Source organism: Nocardia pseudovaccinii, assembly GCF_050942345.1.
GTDB classification, from domain to species: Bacteria; Actinomycetota; Actinomycetes; order Mycobacteriales; family Mycobacteriaceae; genus Nocardia; species Nocardia pseudovaccinii.
Genome location: NZ_CP192074.1, coordinates 6733621 through 6751192 on the forward strand (window position 1 = coordinate 6733621; position 17572 = coordinate 6751192).

Annotated in this window: 12 protein-coding genes and 2 pseudogenes; 6 read left to right on the plus strand and 8 right to left on the minus strand. The window is 62.0% G+C overall.

Annotated features, from left to right (window positions below; all coding sequences use genetic code 11):
• Positions 1–4: 4 nt before the first annotated feature.
• Together ACQPZ2_RS30280 and ACQPZ2_RS30285 are read right to left on the minus strand one after the other, a co-directional pair.
• Complete coding sequence (locus ACQPZ2_RS30280; RefSeq protein ID WP_433521578.1) at positions 5–790, minus strand: alpha/beta hydrolase family protein; 786 nt, start codon at positions 788–790, stop codon at positions 5–7.
• Positions 772–1563, minus strand: coding sequence for a HalD/BesD family halogenase (locus tag ACQPZ2_RS30285; protein WP_433521579.1), 792 nt, complete (start codon positions 1561–1563; stop codon positions 772–774). Before ACQPZ2_RS30285 ends, ACQPZ2_RS30280 begins: the two co-directional genes overlap by 19 nt.
• 345 nt (positions 1564–1908) lie before the next feature.
• Between ACQPZ2_RS30285 and ACQPZ2_RS30290 the strand changes: the two are divergent.
• Positions 1909–2148 (plus strand): annotated as a pseudogene (locus ACQPZ2_RS30290) (HNH endonuclease); the annotation flags it as partial.
• Positions 2149–2241: 93 nt separating this feature from the next.
• On the opposite strand, the gene ACQPZ2_RS30295 reads toward ACQPZ2_RS30290, so the two are convergent.
• Positions 2242–3067, minus strand: a protein-coding gene (locus ACQPZ2_RS30295) for an IS5 family transposase (RefSeq protein ID WP_433520531.1) whose coding sequence is annotated in 2 segments (ribosomal slippage) — positions 2242–2718 and positions 2720–3067 — 825 coding nt in all. Because the reading frame shifts where the segments join, the coding sequence is not laid out codon by codon here.
• A gap of 182 nt (positions 3068–3249) precedes the next feature.
• Here ACQPZ2_RS30295 and ACQPZ2_RS30300 point away from each other — a divergent pair.
• Positions 3250–4431 (plus strand): HNH endonuclease signature motif containing protein, encoded by a 1182-nt coding sequence (locus ACQPZ2_RS30300; RefSeq protein ID WP_433521580.1) that lies wholly within the window; start codon positions 3250–3252, stop codon positions 4429–4431.
• A gap of 1594 nt (positions 4432–6025) precedes the next feature.
• Here the strand turns inward: ACQPZ2_RS30300 and ACQPZ2_RS30305 are convergent.
• From ACQPZ2_RS30305 to ACQPZ2_RS30320, 4 genes are all read right to left on the minus strand, one after another.
• Positions 6026–6544, minus strand: coding sequence for a hypothetical protein (locus ACQPZ2_RS30305; protein ID WP_433521581.1), 519 nt, complete (start codon positions 6542–6544; stop codon positions 6026–6028).
• A gap of 60 nt (positions 6545–6604) precedes the next feature.
• Positions 6605–9274, minus strand: coding sequence for a DEAD/DEAH box helicase (locus tag ACQPZ2_RS30310; RefSeq protein ID WP_433521582.1), 2670 nt, complete (start codon positions 9272–9274; stop codon positions 6605–6607).
• Positions 9275–9351: 77 nt separating this feature from the next.
• Positions 9352–10206 carry a hypothetical protein gene (locus ACQPZ2_RS30315; RefSeq protein WP_433521583.1) on the minus strand — a complete coding sequence of 285 codons (855 nt, stop codon included), beginning with the start codon at positions 10204–10206 and terminating at the stop codon, positions 9352–9354.
• 564 nt (positions 10207–10770) lie between these two features.
• Positions 10771–12165, minus strand: a complete 1395-nt coding sequence (locus ACQPZ2_RS30320; RefSeq protein WP_433521584.1) for a hypothetical protein — start codon at positions 12163–12165, stop codon at positions 10771–10773.
• A gap of 306 nt (positions 12166–12471) precedes the next feature.
• Between ACQPZ2_RS30320 and ACQPZ2_RS30325 the strand changes: the two are divergent.
• From ACQPZ2_RS30325 to ACQPZ2_RS30340, 4 genes and pseudogenes are all read left to right on the plus strand, one after another.
• Positions 12472–12591 (plus strand): annotated as a pseudogene (locus ACQPZ2_RS30325) (hypothetical protein); the annotation flags it as partial.
• 301 nt (positions 12592–12892) lie between these two features.
• Positions 12893–13444, plus strand: coding sequence for a flavoprotein (locus ACQPZ2_RS30330; RefSeq protein WP_433521585.1), 552 nt, complete (start codon positions 12893–12895; stop codon positions 13442–13444).
• Between the two features lie 989 nt (positions 13445–14433).
• Positions 14434–14652, plus strand: coding sequence for a helix-turn-helix domain-containing protein (locus tag ACQPZ2_RS30335; RefSeq protein ID WP_433521586.1), 219 nt, complete (start codon positions 14434–14436; stop codon positions 14650–14652).
• Between the two features lie 227 nt (positions 14653–14879).
• Positions 14880–16145, plus strand: a complete 1266-nt coding sequence (locus tag ACQPZ2_RS30340) for a hypothetical protein (protein WP_433521587.1) — start codon at positions 14880–14882, stop codon at positions 16143–16145.
• Positions 16146–16486: 341 nt separating this feature from the next.
• Here the strand turns inward: ACQPZ2_RS30340 and ACQPZ2_RS30345 are convergent, their stop codons facing one another.
• Positions 16487–17533 carry a WD40 repeat domain-containing protein gene (locus tag ACQPZ2_RS30345; protein ID WP_433521588.1) on the minus strand — a complete coding sequence of 349 codons (1047 nt, stop codon included), beginning with the start codon at positions 17531–17533 and terminating at the stop codon, positions 16487–16489.
• Positions 17534–17572: the final 39 nt, after the last annotated feature.

Sequence of the window (17572 nt, forward strand, 5' to 3'; positions counted from 1 at the left end):
CCCGTCACGACATCGACTGCTCGAGCAGCCACTCGACGGTCGTGCTGATCGCTTGGTCTTCGCGTGCCCGGGAGTCGAATCCGTGGTCCGACCCGGCAATCGTGTGCAGCGTGGTGTCTGATCGTGATCGCGCGGCCTGGGCAGCGACGTCATACGACACTGCCGTGTCGTGATCGCCGTGCACGATCAGCGTCGGCACGTCTGCGGCATGGAAGTCATCCAGCGGCTGGAAATGCGCGAACTCGATGAACAGGACACGGCCGAGCTGGAACTCACCGTCGACGAGCAGAAAACCGTTGTCGGCCAGATGTTTCTGCCCAACAACGCCGAAATTCTCCTCGCCCCACGCCAACTCCGGAACCAGAAACGTGCGCCGCAGATCCAGCACCGGATTCCACAGCACCAGCCGATAGAGATCGTCGAGCCACGACAGCGACAATGCCGTCGACACGGCACCAAAGCTCGCCGCCACAATCGACATTCGCTGCCCAGCGAATCGCTCGCGGACCGCGGTCACCGCGGCCTGCAGATCCAGGCATTCACCGGCGATCGTCACCCCCTGCTGAGTTCCACCACTCGCACCATGCCCTCGGAAGGAGAACCGCACGACATCGAACCCCTGCGACACCAGCTGCTGCGCCAACCGGACGAACATGCCCCCGCCCTCGTCCATATCGACCGTGATGCCGTGCACTAGCAGCACCACTCCCCGTGAGGGCTCGACTGTGGAGTCGTGGATTGCGAAGTCCAGCCGGACACCGTCCACAGAACTCAATTCGACGCGTTGCACCGGTCAGCTCCCGTCCACTCGGCCCCTGGCCTCGACCACAGGCTGTCCATCGTCTCGTGCGACACCGCCGCGTTCAGCTCCCCCGCCGACGCGAACGCCATATTCACAATCGTGCGTCGCCCACGCCGGATCGGATACACCCGATGCAACGTGGTGTTCGTCCGCATCAAGTACACATCCCCCGCGCCGACACTCAACTTATGTACCACTCGATCCCGCACGAGCTGTGCCACCGCTGGCTTCGCCTTGTCCCACACCGTATCCGGGATGCACTCCACGAACCCGCCATCCTCGTTCGGTGGACACTCCGCCACCCACACCAATGCGAAACTGTAATCGTCCCAATGCCATCCATGCGTATCACCAGCTTCTTCCAGCCTGGTGATCACGAACTGCTCGGGCTCGTACGGACACCGAAATACTGGTTCCCCAGCCACGACCGACAGCAGTTGTGTTGTCGTCGCGGAATCGTAGATCGCCTCGATCACCGAACCGTTGCACGCGATATCGGCACGAGTCACATTCCGCATCAACCGCGGCGTGTATCCGGTCGCGGCGAGAACGAGATCACGCCGGACACCCACGTGCTCTACCAGCCGGAGAGCTTCTGAGGCGACCACCGACCGCAGCCGAGCAGGGATCAAGCGTGACACCGCGACATACCCGCAACGCTCAAACTCCTTGCGTGCCAGCGTGATCCCGGCATCATCAGCCAGCACCTGAGAGCGCCACCCGTCCAGTTCGTCCTCCGACCACACCCATCGCTGATCCACCAACAAGTCTCCGCCACACATTCGGCAGCCGCACATTCAGCCGCCACGCATCATCCAACCATCGCGGTCCCCCGGCAGCGTGATCGATCGCGCGGGCGTAGTCCTCGGTCTTTCAACAGACCGGGCACGGTGTCAGGGTGAACCAGTGGATGAGCCGGGTTGGCCTGCGCGACGCCAAGTTTGTCAGGGGCTGGTGGTCCAATAGGACGAGGAGGTTTCATGCTCATCAAGTGTGCTGACTGCGATGTGACGTTCGACCCGAGACCGTCGGGGCGCGGGCCGAGCCGGCGGCGCTGCGAGGAGCACGTCAAGTGGCGCAAGCGGGAACTTATCCGGGCTCGTGACATGGTAAATCGCGCTAAGGAGTGGGGCGTTGAGACAGAGCTTGTCATCGCCCGAGAGGTATTCGAGCGGGACGGCTGGATCTGTCACTTGTGCGGTGCGACGATCCCCGAGCCTTTGCGAACAACTCGAATTCTCGGTGGTAAGCACGAACCATTTTCCCCGGTCATCGACCATGTAATCCCATTATCCAAGGGTGGCCCTCACACGATGGAAAACTGTCGTGCAGCTCATTGGACATGCAACGCGCGCAAGTTCAATATCGAGTCGGGGACCTCGATCAAAATAGTAAAGCCATCGACGGATATACCTGTGAGGCAAGGCTTAGAGCGTGTCTCACGTCGCTGTTTTCCCGGCTTTCGCGAGTTTCTTGTAGCAGGTCAGTGTGGCGGCGAGGGTGAGGAAGCCGAGGTAGTGGGTGGCCTTGCGGTCGTATCGGATCGAGAGCCGGTGGTAGCCGAACAGCCAGGCGATCGACCGTTCGATGACCCAACGGTGGCGGCCGAGTTTCTTGCTGGATTCGATGCCCTTGCGAGCGATGCGGACGGTAATTCCCCTGTCTCGCACCCATTTTCGTAGTTCGACATGGTCGTATGCCTTGTCGGCGTGCAGTTTGGTGGGTTTGCGTCGCCGCGGTCCGCGTCGGGACTTGATCGCGGGGACGGCTTTGACGAGAGGTTTGAGCGCGTCGGCGTCGTTGGTGTTGGCGGCCGATATCGCCACCGACAGCGGCAGGCCGGCACGGTCGGACATCACGTGGATCTTCGAGCCGGCCTTGCCCCGGTCGACGGGGTTCGGGCCGGTCATGGATCCCCTTTTTCGCCCTGACCGATGCCCCGTCCAGGACCGCGCGTGACCAGTCGATCAAGCCTTGGCTGCCCAGTTCGTCGAGGACCGCCCGATGCAGGCGCCGCCACAGACCGGCCTCGGTCCACGCCGTGAACCGGCGATGCGCGGTGGGCACCGTGACCCCGAACGACGGTGGCAGATACCGCCAAGCGCATCCGCTGGTCAGCACGAACACTATCGCGGTGAACACCGCCCGATCATCCATCGGCGCGGTACCCCCACCCTGCGGGCGCGCCTCGAACCGCGGAATCAGCGGTTCAGTCAACGCCCACAACTCATCCGGCACCAGGCGCCGCGAAAGTTCGTCCACCACAACATGATCACAGGATCAGACCCAGATCCACGTGAGACACGCTCTTAGTCGGCGGTCATCAGTGTGATCTCGAAGGGTGTCCGCGCCCCGTCGCGGCGCACGGGCTGTGCCAGGCGCATCTCCGGCGGTTGAGGCGATACGGCGATCCGAACAAAGTCAAGTGCGGCTGTGGGTGCGGTGAATTGCTCACGGTTGCGGCAAGCGTTGCAGTCGCGCTGGCATACCTCGATGGCCACGGCGTGATGAGCGGGGTTTCGGCTTCTGCCGAGGTGAAATTGAAGAAGGGGCTCGTACCTCAACCCGTCTCGGAACGAGGTAAGACTTTTCATGCGTTGACCGACGACTGCCATGTTTGGACGGGTTCCAAGAACAAATTGGGATATGGCCGCATGTACATTCGGGTGCCGGGCCAGAAGCGGAAGGGCCGAGTCATGCAGGTTCACCGCCTCGCCTATGAGCTAGCAAACGGCGAGGGGTCGGCACGTAACCTCACAATTGACCACTTGTGTGGAGTCCCGTTGTGCTGCAACCCGAACCATCTTGAGGCTGTGACCATTGGCGAGAACCTTCGACGCGCGGCGACGGTCATTCTCACCTGCCCAGCGGGCCACCCCTACGACGAGGAAAACACGTACTACAGCTTGGAGGGGCACCGTCGGTGCAATCAGTGCAATACTGACCGCTACCACGTTGAGAAGCATGGGCACTCGTTTGTCGATGATCCCGAGAACCTGAGCGAGCTGCGCCGCCGCTGCCTGGTCTGTCGACAGCGAGAGGAGTCAACGCCGCAATTCTGCCCAGCTGGGCACGAATACACCCCCGAGAACAAGCAGATCGGCAGTGACGGCAAACGGTATTGCCAACAATGTATCTGGGACCGGACGCATATCCCGCAGTTTGGGCATTCGTTTGTGCCGGACCCGGACGGCCCGGTCAAGAAGAGGCGGTGCCTCACATGCCGCCAGTTGAACCCGCCCCCGACGCACTGCATCAATGGTCACGAGTTCACTGAATCGACAACCGAGTACACCGCGAAGGGGTGGCGCAATTGTGTGCTGTGCCGTCTCAACGTCGATCACGTCCCGAAACACGGGCACCAGTATGTGATTGACCGGAGCAACCCGACGACTGTACGGCGTTGTCTCGAATGTTTTGAGACGAAACATGCAGTGTCGCAGTTTTGTCCAGCCGGGCACGAGTTCACGCCGGAGAATACGAGACTTAAGAATGGGTGGCGGAACTGCCGAGCGTGCGAGCGCAACAGGGGTCACCGTAAGCTGTTTGACCACGACTTTGTCGCCGATCCGAACAGCAGTAAACGGGTGAACTGTCTTACCTGTGCCGAGGCCCGCGCAGTCCGCTAGAGATTTCCGCTCGGCCCAATGTCAAAGGCAACCCGGTGAGTTCGTTCCGATACCGCCGGACCACGACCGGCCGTGAGGGTGGTTCCAAGTAGCGCGAGTACGCCAGGTGCCGAGACTTGATCGTGGCAGTGGCCGCAGATAACGCCAGCGGCAGGTCGCCTAGCTCTGCTGCCAGTAGATCGGCGCCCGCCTGATCATCGATGTCGGGTGCCTCACGCAAATACCGGACGGACTCCGCTCGGGTGAACCCGTTCGCAGCATCCACGGTCACACCCAGGAGGCAGAATGCGCGGTTCGTCGTGGTGACGATTACGGGTATCCCACCACCGGACGGGATGAACGGCCGAAGATCATCGACGTTCGAGGCATTGTCAAGGACCAGTAGTCCAGTGCTCGAACGCGCGGACAGGTGATCGCGCAGACGGCCTGCGGATGCCGCAGCGTCGGACCCGGCCTCCGAGATTCCCAGGCGTATAGGCATTTCGGCGAAGTCACCAGTCAGAGTATCGACCGTTTCGGCATTCACCCATGCCACCACTCCGGAGCGCGACTCGACCGCCTCTCGGGCACACGCGGCCACTAGTTGTGTCTTTCCGGCGCCACGCATCCCCGTCACGATTGTCACGACTTTCGCATGGTTCAGCCCCTCCCGGATTTCGCGAAGCTGAGTACGAGCAACGTAGTGCAGGGTTCGTCCGGAATCTTTCCGAACACCGTCGACATCGGATGGACCGCCTGCCCGGTCGCGCTCCGGAATGCCGCCCACCACTCGGGCAGCTGTTCTCGCGGAATCTGACAGGCGAACAGCAGCAGACAAATGCGATCCTCGCTGATCCCACGCCCCAGCACATGTCTCCGACGGCGGATTTCTTCAACGTGATGTGCCGCCCACCGCTCTCGGCGTTATCCGGTCCGCGGTCTTCTCGACTTCACGGTACGAAAGGCCCGAGTGAGCCAAAGCTCGTCTGATCAGACGCCCCAGCTCTTCAAAGTTCCGCACGAGAGCCAGATCATCGTGAGTGACGGCTGAGCGGCCGACTGCGGTTGCCACTTACCCCCTCCGTAGGTGTGAACGGTGCTGTCCGGCGAGTGTCCAGCCGTCCGAGACAAGATTCTAGATGTGCGCTGACCTGCATTCCGAGACTTTCGATGTCCGAACGGTTTTGGACACGGCCACCGCCGTGCTCTCTGGTCGGTAAGATGGCGCCGACAGCGCTGGAGTCCATACACAGGGAGACGACGATGTGGGCCGAAATCGGAAGACCGTCCGTCGGGCGATCAAGGACTAGGGGAGCACATGGCGAATGGTCGTGTGTGTCATAACGCTGGCGGTATCCGCAACCGCTGTGCTCTGGATGGCCGACGGCGTCCCGCTGTAGTACTTCAAGCATGACGTGGCCAAACACCGGCTCACCACGCTGCCGCAGTCGGTCCGGCAGCGACTGATCAGGATGCTGCAGACCCAGCATCGCGGGGCTGGAAGAGCATTCGCCGCTACACCGACGCCACCAGGCAGTGGTTGCTGACGGCGGCCGCACCGCAGAACGTTCAATAGGATCGAACTGAGCGAGCGTCACGCGAGGAGCTGGCCCGGTCAGATGGCCGCGCCGCTGACGACCATCGCATTGACTAACGCGCGCTCCTCATCGGTGGTGGCTGGCTCGATTTGTCGAGTGGCGATGTTTCTGAGCTGCACGCGAGCCCAGGTGTGGAGTGCCTTGTCGTCCAGGCCAATTGGTGCACCGACGAGACGATCCAACAGGTGGGCGACAACCCGAGGTCTCGCCCCCGCTCGCATCCAGGCGATCGTGCTTGGCGTACCAGCGCCATATCGGATCGCAAGCGGTAGCAGTGCGAGCATACGTGCGCTGTCGTCGGGAAGGTCCCATATAGCCTCGGGTTCGCTCTCACGGCCAGCAGCCACTATCGCGCCGAGGGCACCGGCCACGATGGCTAAACCAAATCCGAACCCTTCGGTGACAACGCGCAGCGTTCGTGGCAACGGGTCCTGCAGCCCACGTTCGAATTTGCCTTGAGGATCTTTCCGCTCGGTATGTTGCGCGACGTCGATCAACGGCTTTCCCTCGAACCATGCCTCCAGAGTCGATTTCAATGCTACCCAGCCTGGTCTCCGGTCGGCGGCTTGGTCCGACCAGATAGGTGCAACATTTGTTTACTCGAACGGTCGTGGCAGAAGTATTCGTTTGAGTTCGTCGATGTCTAGCTTGTACAGCACTACCAGCAATGTTCTCGCCCACTCTTGGATAGTGCGCGGGGGCGGGTTTTCGATCAGGTACTGCCTGAGCAGTCGGTGCAGACTTGCCGCGTCGGGTAGTGCGATGCCGGAGCGGTGTGCGGCAAGGGCTACCCAGGCGGGCGCTGATCTGCTGTTGAGAAAAACTCCGCCAACGTGGTTGAGCGTTCGGCCGAGCTGCGCCGCTACCGCGGTGGCGCCTGCACTGTGAACGGCCCAGCTATGGCGAAGCACTCCCTCGGCAGTATTTCCTTCGGCGGCATAAGACAAGAACGCGAAGGCGGTCTGTTCGGTCCTGGTCATACTGTCGACATCCAGGGTCTGGTTCATCGCATGCTCGATCAGTCCACGGAGTTGGCTCGCTATCTCCGTCGAAGCGTCTTCCTCTCGAAGGAATTCCACCCTATTGACCGTGCTGGCGACCTGCGTGCTCGTCTCGAGTGCGATCGCTTTGTCTGGCACCACGATAGCCATCGAGCGTGGTGCGACGTTCGCTCGTCCTGCGCGACCTATCGCGTTCAGCAGCTGGGCCCGTGCTCGTTGCTTCTCCTCCTGGCTGGTCGCTGTCCGGTCCCATCCGATCTTCGTGCCTCCGATGACGACTGCTGTCGCGGGGAGGTTGAGCCCTTGGGCCATGGTTCCTGTGGCGAACATCGTGCGCGCAATTCCTTGCTCGAAGGCGAGTTCACTTGCTCGGCGCTCTTCTGCCAACATTGCGCTGGTGTGGACGGCGAGGCGTTTAATCAATGCCTGTCGCAGGGCAGTCGGTCCGCCGAGTTCCGCTTCGGCGAGCACCAACAGTGCGTTGATGTCATCGGTGAGTTCGACAGATTCATCCCCCGCGAATCCGGACATCTCTCGGGCGGCGAGGAAACAATAGTGTTTGTTCGAAGGTAGGAATGCAAGGACTCGATGGTCTTGTTGGCCCAGGCTCTGCACCAATGCTTGGACGGTCGGATTGAGGTATCCAGAGAGATCAACCTGGTTGTCGCGATGGTATTTTAGCGGCACTCGTACGGAGGTTGGTGCGAAAGCGAAATCGACCGATTCTGAAGTCTGCCAGGCTCCCTGCAAACCTGCAAACAATGCCAACGGCGCTTCGAACGGCACGTTCTTTCGATGCGCAGGTAAATTCTGCGCCGCCAGTACGGCTTCTTGCCTGACTGCTCGATACCGGTTCTCGTCCAATCCGACAATTGCCCGCAAGGTTCGCGTCGGCCGCCATGGTGTGTCCACAACATGGGCATTGATGCCGGTCGTGTCCCGAAGCCAGTCGGCGATGTCGGCTGGGTTCGCCAATAGCGCCGACAGCATCAGAACGCGCGCCTGTCGCGCCCGGAACAGGACTTCCGACACCACCAGTTCGGCTACGACCGCCCGCGGACCCGACTCACCCAGTGAGTGGGCCTCGTCGACCACACACAGTGTCATTCGTTCGAAGGCTTCAGGGTCCTGACGAAGCGCGAGGGAGCACTTCTCGGGGGTCATCACCAGGATCTGGCTCTCGCCGACCACACCAAGGGCTTCGTCTTCGAGGTCTGTGTACTCCATTCCCCCGACGAATTCGCGCACCGACACGCCTGGAAGCGCGCCGACGACCTCGTTGAGTTGTCGCCGGATCTGCCCTGCGAGAGCGTTCGTCGGCGATAGGTAGAGCACCCAGCCGTCGCGTACTGCCTGTGCGATCGCAAGTTCGGCGACTGCGGATTTGCCAGCACCTGTCGGTACCGACACAACGGCGTGCGCGTGGGGTCCTGGCAACGCAGCCTCCGCGTATGCAGCTGCGGCAGGCCACAGAAGGGGCCGGTCCCATGACCGGTGGCGCTGAAATTGCACGAATCGACCGTCGTCGTCAGGTGGTGGCGACACGATCCGCAACGCGCGGTCTGCCGTGCCCTCTAGTCCTGAGGCCAGCAACAATGCGAGATGGTGCAGATCCGTGTAGGTAACACCAGCATTGGTCCCCGCGTCGCGGCGCTCCATCTCCGCGATAAGTCCCCGGATGCTGCGGATTCCGGCAGTCGCGTCTTCAGTGATGAACATCAGCCAGCGCAGATGTGACCTGACGGCTTCTCCGAGTCGCGCCAGGATCGCATGCCGAAGGCGATAATGTAGTGTCAGGTCAGGAGACGGAGGAGGAGGCTGAGCCTCGCCAGAAGGCAGCTCAAGCAAGAGCAGCGCGCGGATGCTAGCAAGAGTCCAGGAAGAGATTGCGCGCTCGGAGGCGGGCTCGTTCCCTCCAGACTGAAGGTCGATGTCCGTGCCTATCAATGCTGCGTTCGCATCGAATCCTGCAATCAGATAAAGCAGTCCTGCTTCGACTCGTTCGAACCGCACGTTGGTGCCGAACAGCCACGGCCGGGGTGGTTCGGGAGACAACGCCACGACTTCGCCCGTCACTTCGAGGGCCTCCGCCGCCACGAAAGCACATGCTCTCCGGGTCCCAGCGTCGGTCTCGTCCGAGAGGATGGAGTGCACCTCCAGCGCGGTCGCCAGCCGGCGAAGATCACCAAGCAGCTGTGCACCCCCGACGCCGTCACCGCCTAGATCACGACGATCGACAGCTTCAAGCCATGCACGAGTCAGCATCCGACGTATGTGGTCCGCGTCGAGGTCACCCAATCGAGGCAGAGCTCGTAGCAGCTCGTCTACTCCGCGGTTGAACACTAGAGGACAACCTCGGATATTCCCGCGCGCATGGCGTCAGCTATCGAGTCGAAAAACGCGTGGAAATCGACGAGCCGCAACGCCACCAGCCGACGCCGTGCCAGAGGCGGTTTCAGAGCGCCGAGCGACGGCCGATCACCAACAACATCGAATTCTCTTTCATGAACGATCACCGGTACGTAGCACTTCTTTTCCAACCAGAGTGATGATGTCACCTGGTTCACCAGATCACCGCTCAAGAATTTACGGAGAGCCAAGAGTTCTGATCGCAATTCGGGCCCGTATTCATCGTTGTCGATTTGCCGAAACATACTTGCAGCTTCAGTCAACTGGGCGCTACCACCGGAGCGAGAGGCTTTACTCTCCCCGATCGCAACCATCAGTTCTGCATTGTCACTATAGATGGCAACCAGATCCAGCCCCTGCTGGCTGGGCCGACTATGCTGTGCCTTGAGCGCGTGCACCGGACCTACCAGGAGTGCGGAATCATATAGCGCCCGGACCACCAACAGCGCATGAGCAACGCCCTCAGCTATCCATGCATTACGCTGCGTATCCCGAAACTTCTCCGCAGCGGCATCCACAAAGATATTGGTGTCGCCGACCAACCTCGATACGGTTGCCGCCAACTCCATCCGTGCGTCTATCCCTTGCCCCAATAGTTCAGTCGACAAACTCGCGTCCAGGTCGATCACTCCGGCCAGCGCTGCCACCAGGTACCGCCCCAACGCCAAGGTAACGGCAGGCAATTCGAGGCCCTCCGCGACTATCGCTGTATGAGTGGAGGCACCGGCAACCTCCCGGACCAGCACATATCGGGAAATGTCGGATAGTGAGTCCTCGATCAGCTTCACGGGAGTCGTCGTCGTTGTCATCGCCATCCCGTCGCAACTGCGAGATGAACAACCAGCGTTGCGGACACACCCGTTCCCCCTGCTTCTGACCCGAGACGACGCCACGATCGTGTCCGGACTGTACGCCGAATCGCTGTTCAGGCCCAATAACCGCCCAACTGGTCTCGAACAAGTCGGCGATGCTTTCCTCCGACGATGGCATCTTCTTCCGGCCCGATCGGTGCGCCGGCCTACGAACCGAATTGCCGAGTGCAGTGTCCGACCCTGCCCGCTTCGGCGGCGACAGGGCCGAGTGCAGTCCGCGCGGAAGCGCTGTAGACGGTCCAGGTTGCCCAGCGCACATACCCCCGGCCCTTGTTCGACATCTCCGCGTTCCGACTGGCTCTTTCAGATGTCGCGGCGGCAGGCTACGCCGTTGCAGCGGGTCGCGGACGGGTGTAGCCGAGGCAGGCGGTTGAAGCCTCCTATCGAATTCGAATCAACGTGTCGACCGAGATGTGAACAGTTGTTGTCCGACCTATTGGGATCGAACGGGCAATCAACCGAACTTCGCCTTCCTCTAACTCACGGTTCGGTCGTAACCTCGTACTTCGCAAAGAGTTCCCGAAAGAACGCGGTGAGCTCGATTTCGGCTCGCTGAACTTCGCATAATTCGGCACCCCCGAACCGGAATACGTCGTAGCCGCTCAATTTCATGATTCGGTCGGCTTTCGCGTTCTTCGCGTACTCCTGCGGGCTCGGCCTGCCCGCGGAATCCGTGTAGTGGTTCGCACCATCGACCTCAAGGACGATGCGGCGGTCGGGCAGCAGGAGCAGGAAATCCATCCGGAATTTGAGGAGCGCGTCCGGTCCGCGTTGTTTCGCCGTCTTCGGATCCCAGTACAGCCAAATCTCGGGTAGGAGAGCAGGAAGGTTGTAGACCGATTCGCGGTGGATTTCGTAGTACAACTTGAACAGGTTCTCCTGTGGTGATGAGTTCTCGGGCAGGCATCGCAGGAGCCTGTTGTACAGCTGTCGTTTCGCCTGATCATCGTCTTGCTCTGGATGGTTGCGCTGCCACCAGGATTGAAGATCGCTCCAGCGAAGCCCATGCCGCGGTATCGGCTCGTCGTAGACAAGGACGTCGTCCTCGTTCATGAGTTCGAGCTGATTGTCCAGCGCATTCACCAGCCGCAGATCCGGCTTCGCCGTGGAGGCGAAGATGATGTTCTTCGGCTTCGACTGCGGACCATCGATGATCGACATCACCTCGAAGACCGGATATCCATCCTTAGACGCGATTTCCCGCAATTCGAGGCGTTCTCCACGCAGGTGGCGGTTGATGACCTCGACCGTTGCCCTTTGCACCGGCTCTTTGGGAACCACGTGGTGGGACACCAATGCCTCAAGGAACAGGTTGAATCTCCGGTCCGAGGCGTCAATGGCTCCGAGCTTGTCGAAGAACTCCTCGCCGGTCCAGTCCCCGGGGTTGCGGTGAACATGCTGGCGGATCTGCTGCCGCAATGTCGGCGCCCCGAAGCGCGGGCTCTCGCTGAAGATCTCCCCGAACAGTTCGGTCGGGCCGAGGTCCCACAGCCGTTCCAGCATCGCGTCGAACCGATCTCGGGCCACCGTGGTCAGATCTTCGAGGACTAGGTCCGCGGCGATCTCGCGTCGCACCCGTTTCGGAATGCTGGCCACTGGGATATCGGCCCACAGGATGTCTTCGATCGTGTTCCGCTGCCCAGCGGTCAGCGTTCCGTCGGCCAACAGCTGCGCAGCGAGATACTTGAGTTCGTCATCGCGCAGAGATTTCCATAACGCCTTGGCCCGCTGCGCCTTGGAGCGCCCTTCCTCCTCAGGCTGCAGCGGTGGCTCGGTCAGCCCCAACCTGTCGTACTCGAGCGTCATCATCTTGTGCGTGTCGCCCAAAGCCATGAACGGCATCTCCAGCGCCGCCCGCAGAGCGCTCAGATCCATCAACATCCTCCCCCACGTCTCGCGTGAATCACCCTGTTGCTCAAGGTCGGCTTTCCAGCGGTGGATCGGCGCAGTGCAACACCATCGGCATACCGACAGTCTCCTCGCCCGGCCAACAGACGTGCTGAGACGGCAGCAGTGTATGCAGCCGACGCGAGCCGGACTTCACCAGCACCGGCGGCGCCCCAACCTGCCCAGCACCCAGCAGGATCCGCGTCGGCGGGAACCACAGATCACACTGCGCCTGATCACCCGGCCGATACTCGAGCCGATCCGCCGGATCCTTCGGCGCATACTCCGGATGTCGAGTCCCTGCTGGACCGGTTGATCAACACCAGCCACCAGGCGTTCATGAACGGCCCGTCCTACCGGCCCAACAAACGTCCACGCGGCAAAGACGAGCAACCCAAGGAGGCCATCGGGTAGAACGTCAACCAGGACCCTGAAGCCCGGTGAGTCAGGAGATGCGCTGCCCCTCGACCAGGTGCTCGAGTTGGCCCATGTCGCAGCGCCAACCGCCAACGATCCTGCGCGGGCAGAACATGTTGCACCGCAGCATGTTCGATGCATGAACATCGTCCGCGTGGTGGTCGGGCACATGATACGTAGGTCCCGCCGCGACCCGACCACCGGCGACTTGGGCCGCCTTGCACAACGGGTCGGCGCCCTTCCAACGTAGCCACCCCGCACGCAGCCGCGATTGCGAGCAGGCTGACACGATGGAGCGATGAACGACGAGGGAAATCCCGTCCTGTACGCCATCGTCACCGGATCTCCGGCCGCTCACGAGGTGAGCACGTTAGTCGACTTGGCCCAAGCGAATGGGTGGGATGTATGCGTCATCGCATCTCCATACGGCCTTCGATTCATCGACGCCGACGCCTTGGCCGCGAAGACGGGACACCCCGTGCGTAGCCAATACAAAGAACCCGGCACGCCTGACGTACTCCCACCCGCTGATGCCATGATCGCAGCACCGATCACCGCCAATTCGTTGGCCAAATGGGCAGCTGGAATCTCCGACACCCTCGTTCTCGGCCTGCTGGTAGAGGCTGTCGGCAAGGGGCTGCCCGTCGTTGCTGTGCCGTTCTCCAATCGAGCTCACCTCAGTTTTCCCGCAATCCAGGACGCGATCGAAAAGTTGTCCGGATGGGGCGTGACCATGGTGACCAAGCAACCCCACGAGCCAGGGAACGGCGCGAGCCAGATCCCACTCTTCCCATGGAAACCAGCCTGGCAGGCTCTGCTGGATTATCCGAGGAACTCACCAACGAGCTAGCCGGGCACGGCCTCCGATCCCTCGGCACAGGGCCGCGAGCGGCTAAACACCGCGACGATGAGGCAGAAGCGGATTGGTCGCCACCACACAGGGCCCCGAACGGATGCAGAGCGTGGTCCAGCGCCAGCGTGTCAATTCGCTCCAGTTCTGCGCACTTCCCTTGCCCCTCAACATATCCTGCATACAGACAAAGTGCCTTCACCTCGATGCGACTGTGGCACTCGAACTTTCAGCGCAGTCCCGAACCCCACCTACCGGACGCGACCGCGTCTTCGAGTTCACCGTGACGTTCTCGGCTCCGATAACCGATACCTTCGTTCCGCGATCATCCTTGATCACATCGTGCGCCAGCTCCGGTCGACGGGCAACCTCATGCTCTCCAGTTGTTCGACCGAGCATGAATGGCTGGCGCACACGTGAAAGCCGTCCACCGACGCAACATCAGGTGGCGCAAATGTGGGATTTAGGGTTTCATGGAGGTCGGGGAAGACTCGCGGACCGGCTCAAAAGTGAGTAACCCATGCATCCGCTCCCCATCGGCCCTTCCAGCACAGCCCGGCCGCCAATCACCACAGCCCTATCTGTGTTCGGGCCAACGGATTCCAGGCGAGGACGTACCACTGTCAGCTGGCCCCCTCCGGCGGCGTTCATCTTCGCGTCGAATGATCTAGCCGCCCGGAACCAGTCGGAGCAGCTCGCTTCCCCTCGCCATGACAGCGACACCGCCACCTCGCTCAGCCCGCCCATTGTCGTTGTGCCGCAACGCAACAGACCGACTGTCGCGCCGCGACCCAGGAACCGTGCAGCGCCGTCCCCCCAGTGGGACGTGGCGGTGGCCGCCGATCTTGGTGTTCAATGGAGGGTGGGTACGTTGGCGCAGGGAAGGATCCGAGAGAGGTGCTTACCCATGCCGCAAAAACCCCCACCGCACCGCGCTTCCCAATCGGGGGGCATCGCCCCTGACGCCACGTCGACGGATCGGGCCCGCGATGTCCGGTGACGAAGTCTGGCTGAGTTCACTCGAAGTCTCCCAACGGTTGAAGATCCCGCTGAAGACGCTGGCGTCGTGGGCCAGCGCCGGTCGCGGGCCGCGCTTCGCCCGGATGGGCCGGTACCGCCGGTATCGGCTCAGCGATCTGCTCGCCTGGGAACAAGAACAACTCGACCGAGGCGGCGGAACGGGCCCCACCCGACCGATGCACGGCTGAGCCGAAACAGTCGGTACGGCGAGGCTTCACCAGCTTCCGGTGGAGATGCGGACACCGATAGTTAATTCTCAGCTATCTTTCGGCTCTTGCGGTCAGCGGATGGCTCTGCCCAAGATTCTCGCGCAGACCGATCTCGAGGCGAAGCGCATGACGCGTATGTGAATTCTTTCGAGAGCCTGGCTGTGCACCAGTGAATCAGTAGCAATCAGAATGTCGGGAAGGGTGTGATGGGCGGTAGGTTGCCGAAGCCGGTCGGTACTTTCGGGGTGCCGACCAAGCCGAAGAAGCAGCGCAATGGGCGGTGGCGCACCACGGTGTACTACTACGGCGCTGCCGGTCGGGTGCAGCTCGAACGCGTCGGGGTAAGTCCGGACGAAGCGCGGAATCGTTTGGCCGAGGCGATGCGTGATCATCGCGAGCAGATCGGCTACGGGCGGATCACTCGTACGACCAAGCTGATCGATCTGGCCGCGGAACTGCTGGTCGAGTTGGGCAACGACGACGCCTACACCGAAGGCAACGTCGAGGACTATCGTCGCGAGATCTTCGTCTCCACCGACCGACGCGCCAACAAGGCCACGATCAAGATCGAGAACTCGGTCGGGAATATGCAGATCTGGCAGGCCACTTCCGGGGAGATCGACCGACACCTCAAACGACTGGTCGCGCTCGGGCTGCGACGGAAAGCCAAGCAGCACAAAATCATCCTGCGCGCGATGATGCAGATCGCGGTCCGCCACGGTGCGCTGGAAACCAACCCCGTAGACGGGGTCGGCGCCTTCGTCCGGCGCCGGAACCCGGCCCGCGGCAAGGTACAGGACCACGCCGCGCTCCCGGCGTTTCGAGCCCAGGTGCGGGCGTGGGCACGAGGGGAGGCCATTCCGGGCACTCCCGCCTACACCAGCGGTCCCGCCCGGGACTGGACGGTGGTGTGGGTGGTGGATGTGATCACCGGGACCGGGATGCGTCCGCATGAGGTGTTCGCACTGCTCCTGGACGATATCGATCTCGATGCCAGCGACCCCTATCTCGATGTGACCGGAACCCTGGTGGAGATCAAGGGCGCCGGTGCCGGCGGCTGGGTGCGCAAACCGGCACCGAAATCCGAGAACGGGTGGCGGCGGATCCTGTTGCCCGAGCACACCGTCGAAGCGGTCCGCGAGGCGATCAAGGACCTCGAGGTCACCGCGCGCCCCAACCCGGACCGGTTGCTGTTCCCAGCCCGCAACGGCTCGGTGCGCAACCCGAATAACTTCGGGCGCATCTGGCGGGCCGCCCGGGGCGAGGACTTCGCCTGGGTCACCCCACGCACCTTCCGCAAAGGCGTGGCCATCGCGGTCGATCACGCCTCCGGCGACCCCGAACGCGCCGCCCGTCAACTCGGCAACACCCGCGAGGTCGCCAAGACCCACTACATCGACGTGCCCGAGACGGTGCCCGACAACCGGGCCGTGCTCGAGGCGTGGGCCCGCGGGCAGAGTCCGAAAGTATGAGACTTTGACTGGCTCGGTTCAAATGCCACGGCGTGTCGCGGAAAGCAGAAACCCCTTCCGACGCTGGTCGGAAGGGGTTTTGTCTGTCGGGCTGACAGGATTTGAACCTGCGACCACCTGACCCCCAGAGTGCTGTTTTCCGTACTGGGCAGTCCTGCTGAGTCTGTCCTGTCCAGGTCAGAGGCATGATCATGTCCGGCGTGTCCGGCTGAGTCCAGCTCGTATGCGTCGGTCTTGGCACCTTCTTGGCACGCTGGATCATGCCTCGGACCTGCACAGTACTCGTTTTCAGTGGGCAAGGTCCTGATTCAACTCCAACGCAAGCAACCCGAAGTTGTCGGCTAGGAACAGCCGCGATCCGGCGGCGAGCGCGCGCACCGCACCGCGATGCCCAGCACGAGGCGATGGTGTTGGGTGCGGGTGGTCGGATCCCAGACTCGAAGCGTGTCGTCGTCACCGTAGGAGACGACCACACGTGCACCTCCTGGCTCTCCTATGGTTGCCAGCGCACGGACGACGCCGTCGTGCTTGCCGAGTTTCGCGATCCGCGCTCCTGGCAGTGGGTTCCACAAAATGATCAGGCCGTTCACGTCGCCTGTGGCAAGAACGGTTGAACCGTCGGCCAATTCGACTGGAGTTACGGCTCTAACGTCTACCGGTAGCTTCGGCGTCAGGGGCCGGTGGGTGTCGAGGTCCCAGCAGCGGGCGAAGCCGTGTACCAGTCCTGCCACGACGATTCGACGCCCGTCTGCTGACCGAAACGCAGTGCCCACACCGAGATCGAGCAGTTCGGTTGGAAAACCCACGCGCGAACCGACCCGCTGACGGGAGTGTGGATCCCACAGCTGCCGACCCTCGCTATCCCACCCGTCCTCACCGTAGATGCCGCTGTAGGTGGCCATCATGTCACCGCCCCTCGTCGGCACGCGGGCCAGACGCCACAGTGACCTTTCGAGGACCTGAAGCCGCGGCCCCACCACAGCGCCAGTGGCAGCGTCGAACATGTGGGCATAGCCCTGATCGGTACCGGCGGCCACCAACTTTCGGCCATTGAAGCCGGAAATCACGGCCATGTCGGCAAAGTGCTGCCACTTTGCGTCCGATGTGACATCCAGCGGCAGGCTGCGGGTCGAGGTCGCCCCGAAGATTCCTCGCTTACCTATGATTTGGGCTGCGGCATCTCCGAAACGGATCTGTCCAATGTCCACTCGCGGCACTGGCTGTTGCAATCCCGGCCGAACGCCCAGCGCTTCCCGCAGGCTCCACAGTCTTACCGTCCGATCCGTTCCTGTGGTTGCCAGCAAATTGCGCTCTTGCTCTTGCGCGACCAGGACAGCTGCCTGGACTGTGCCGTCGTGTCCTCTGAGTTCGGAGCCGAGCAGTTCCATCCTTACCGGATCGAGCAGCCGAAGTCTTCCGAACCGATT

Bases quoted from the DNA above. Each gene is read 5' to 3' on its own strand.
- ACQPZ2_RS30310 (WP_433521582.1), bottom strand. From the start codon at position 9,274: ATGCTGACTCGTGCATGGCTTGAAGCTGTCGATCGTCGTGATCTAGGC.
- ACQPZ2_RS30320 (WP_433521584.1), bottom strand. From the start codon at position 12,165: ATGGATCTGAGCGCTCTGCGGGCGGCGCTGGAGATGCCGTTCATGGCT.
- ACQPZ2_RS30330 (WP_433521585.1), top strand. From the start codon at position 12,893: ATGAACGACGAGGGAAATCCCGTCCTGTACGCCATCGTCACCGGATCT.
- ACQPZ2_RS30335 (WP_433521586.1), top strand. From the start codon at position 14,434: ATGTCCGGTGACGAAGTCTGGCTGAGTTCACTCGAAGTCTCCCAACGG.
- ACQPZ2_RS30340 (WP_433521587.1), top strand. From the start codon at position 14,880: ATGGGCGGTAGGTTGCCGAAGCCGGTCGGTACTTTCGGGGTGCCGACC.
- ACQPZ2_RS30345 (WP_433521588.1), bottom strand. From the start codon at position 17,533: ATGGAACTGCTCGGCTCCGAACTCAGAGGACACGACGGCACAGTCCAG.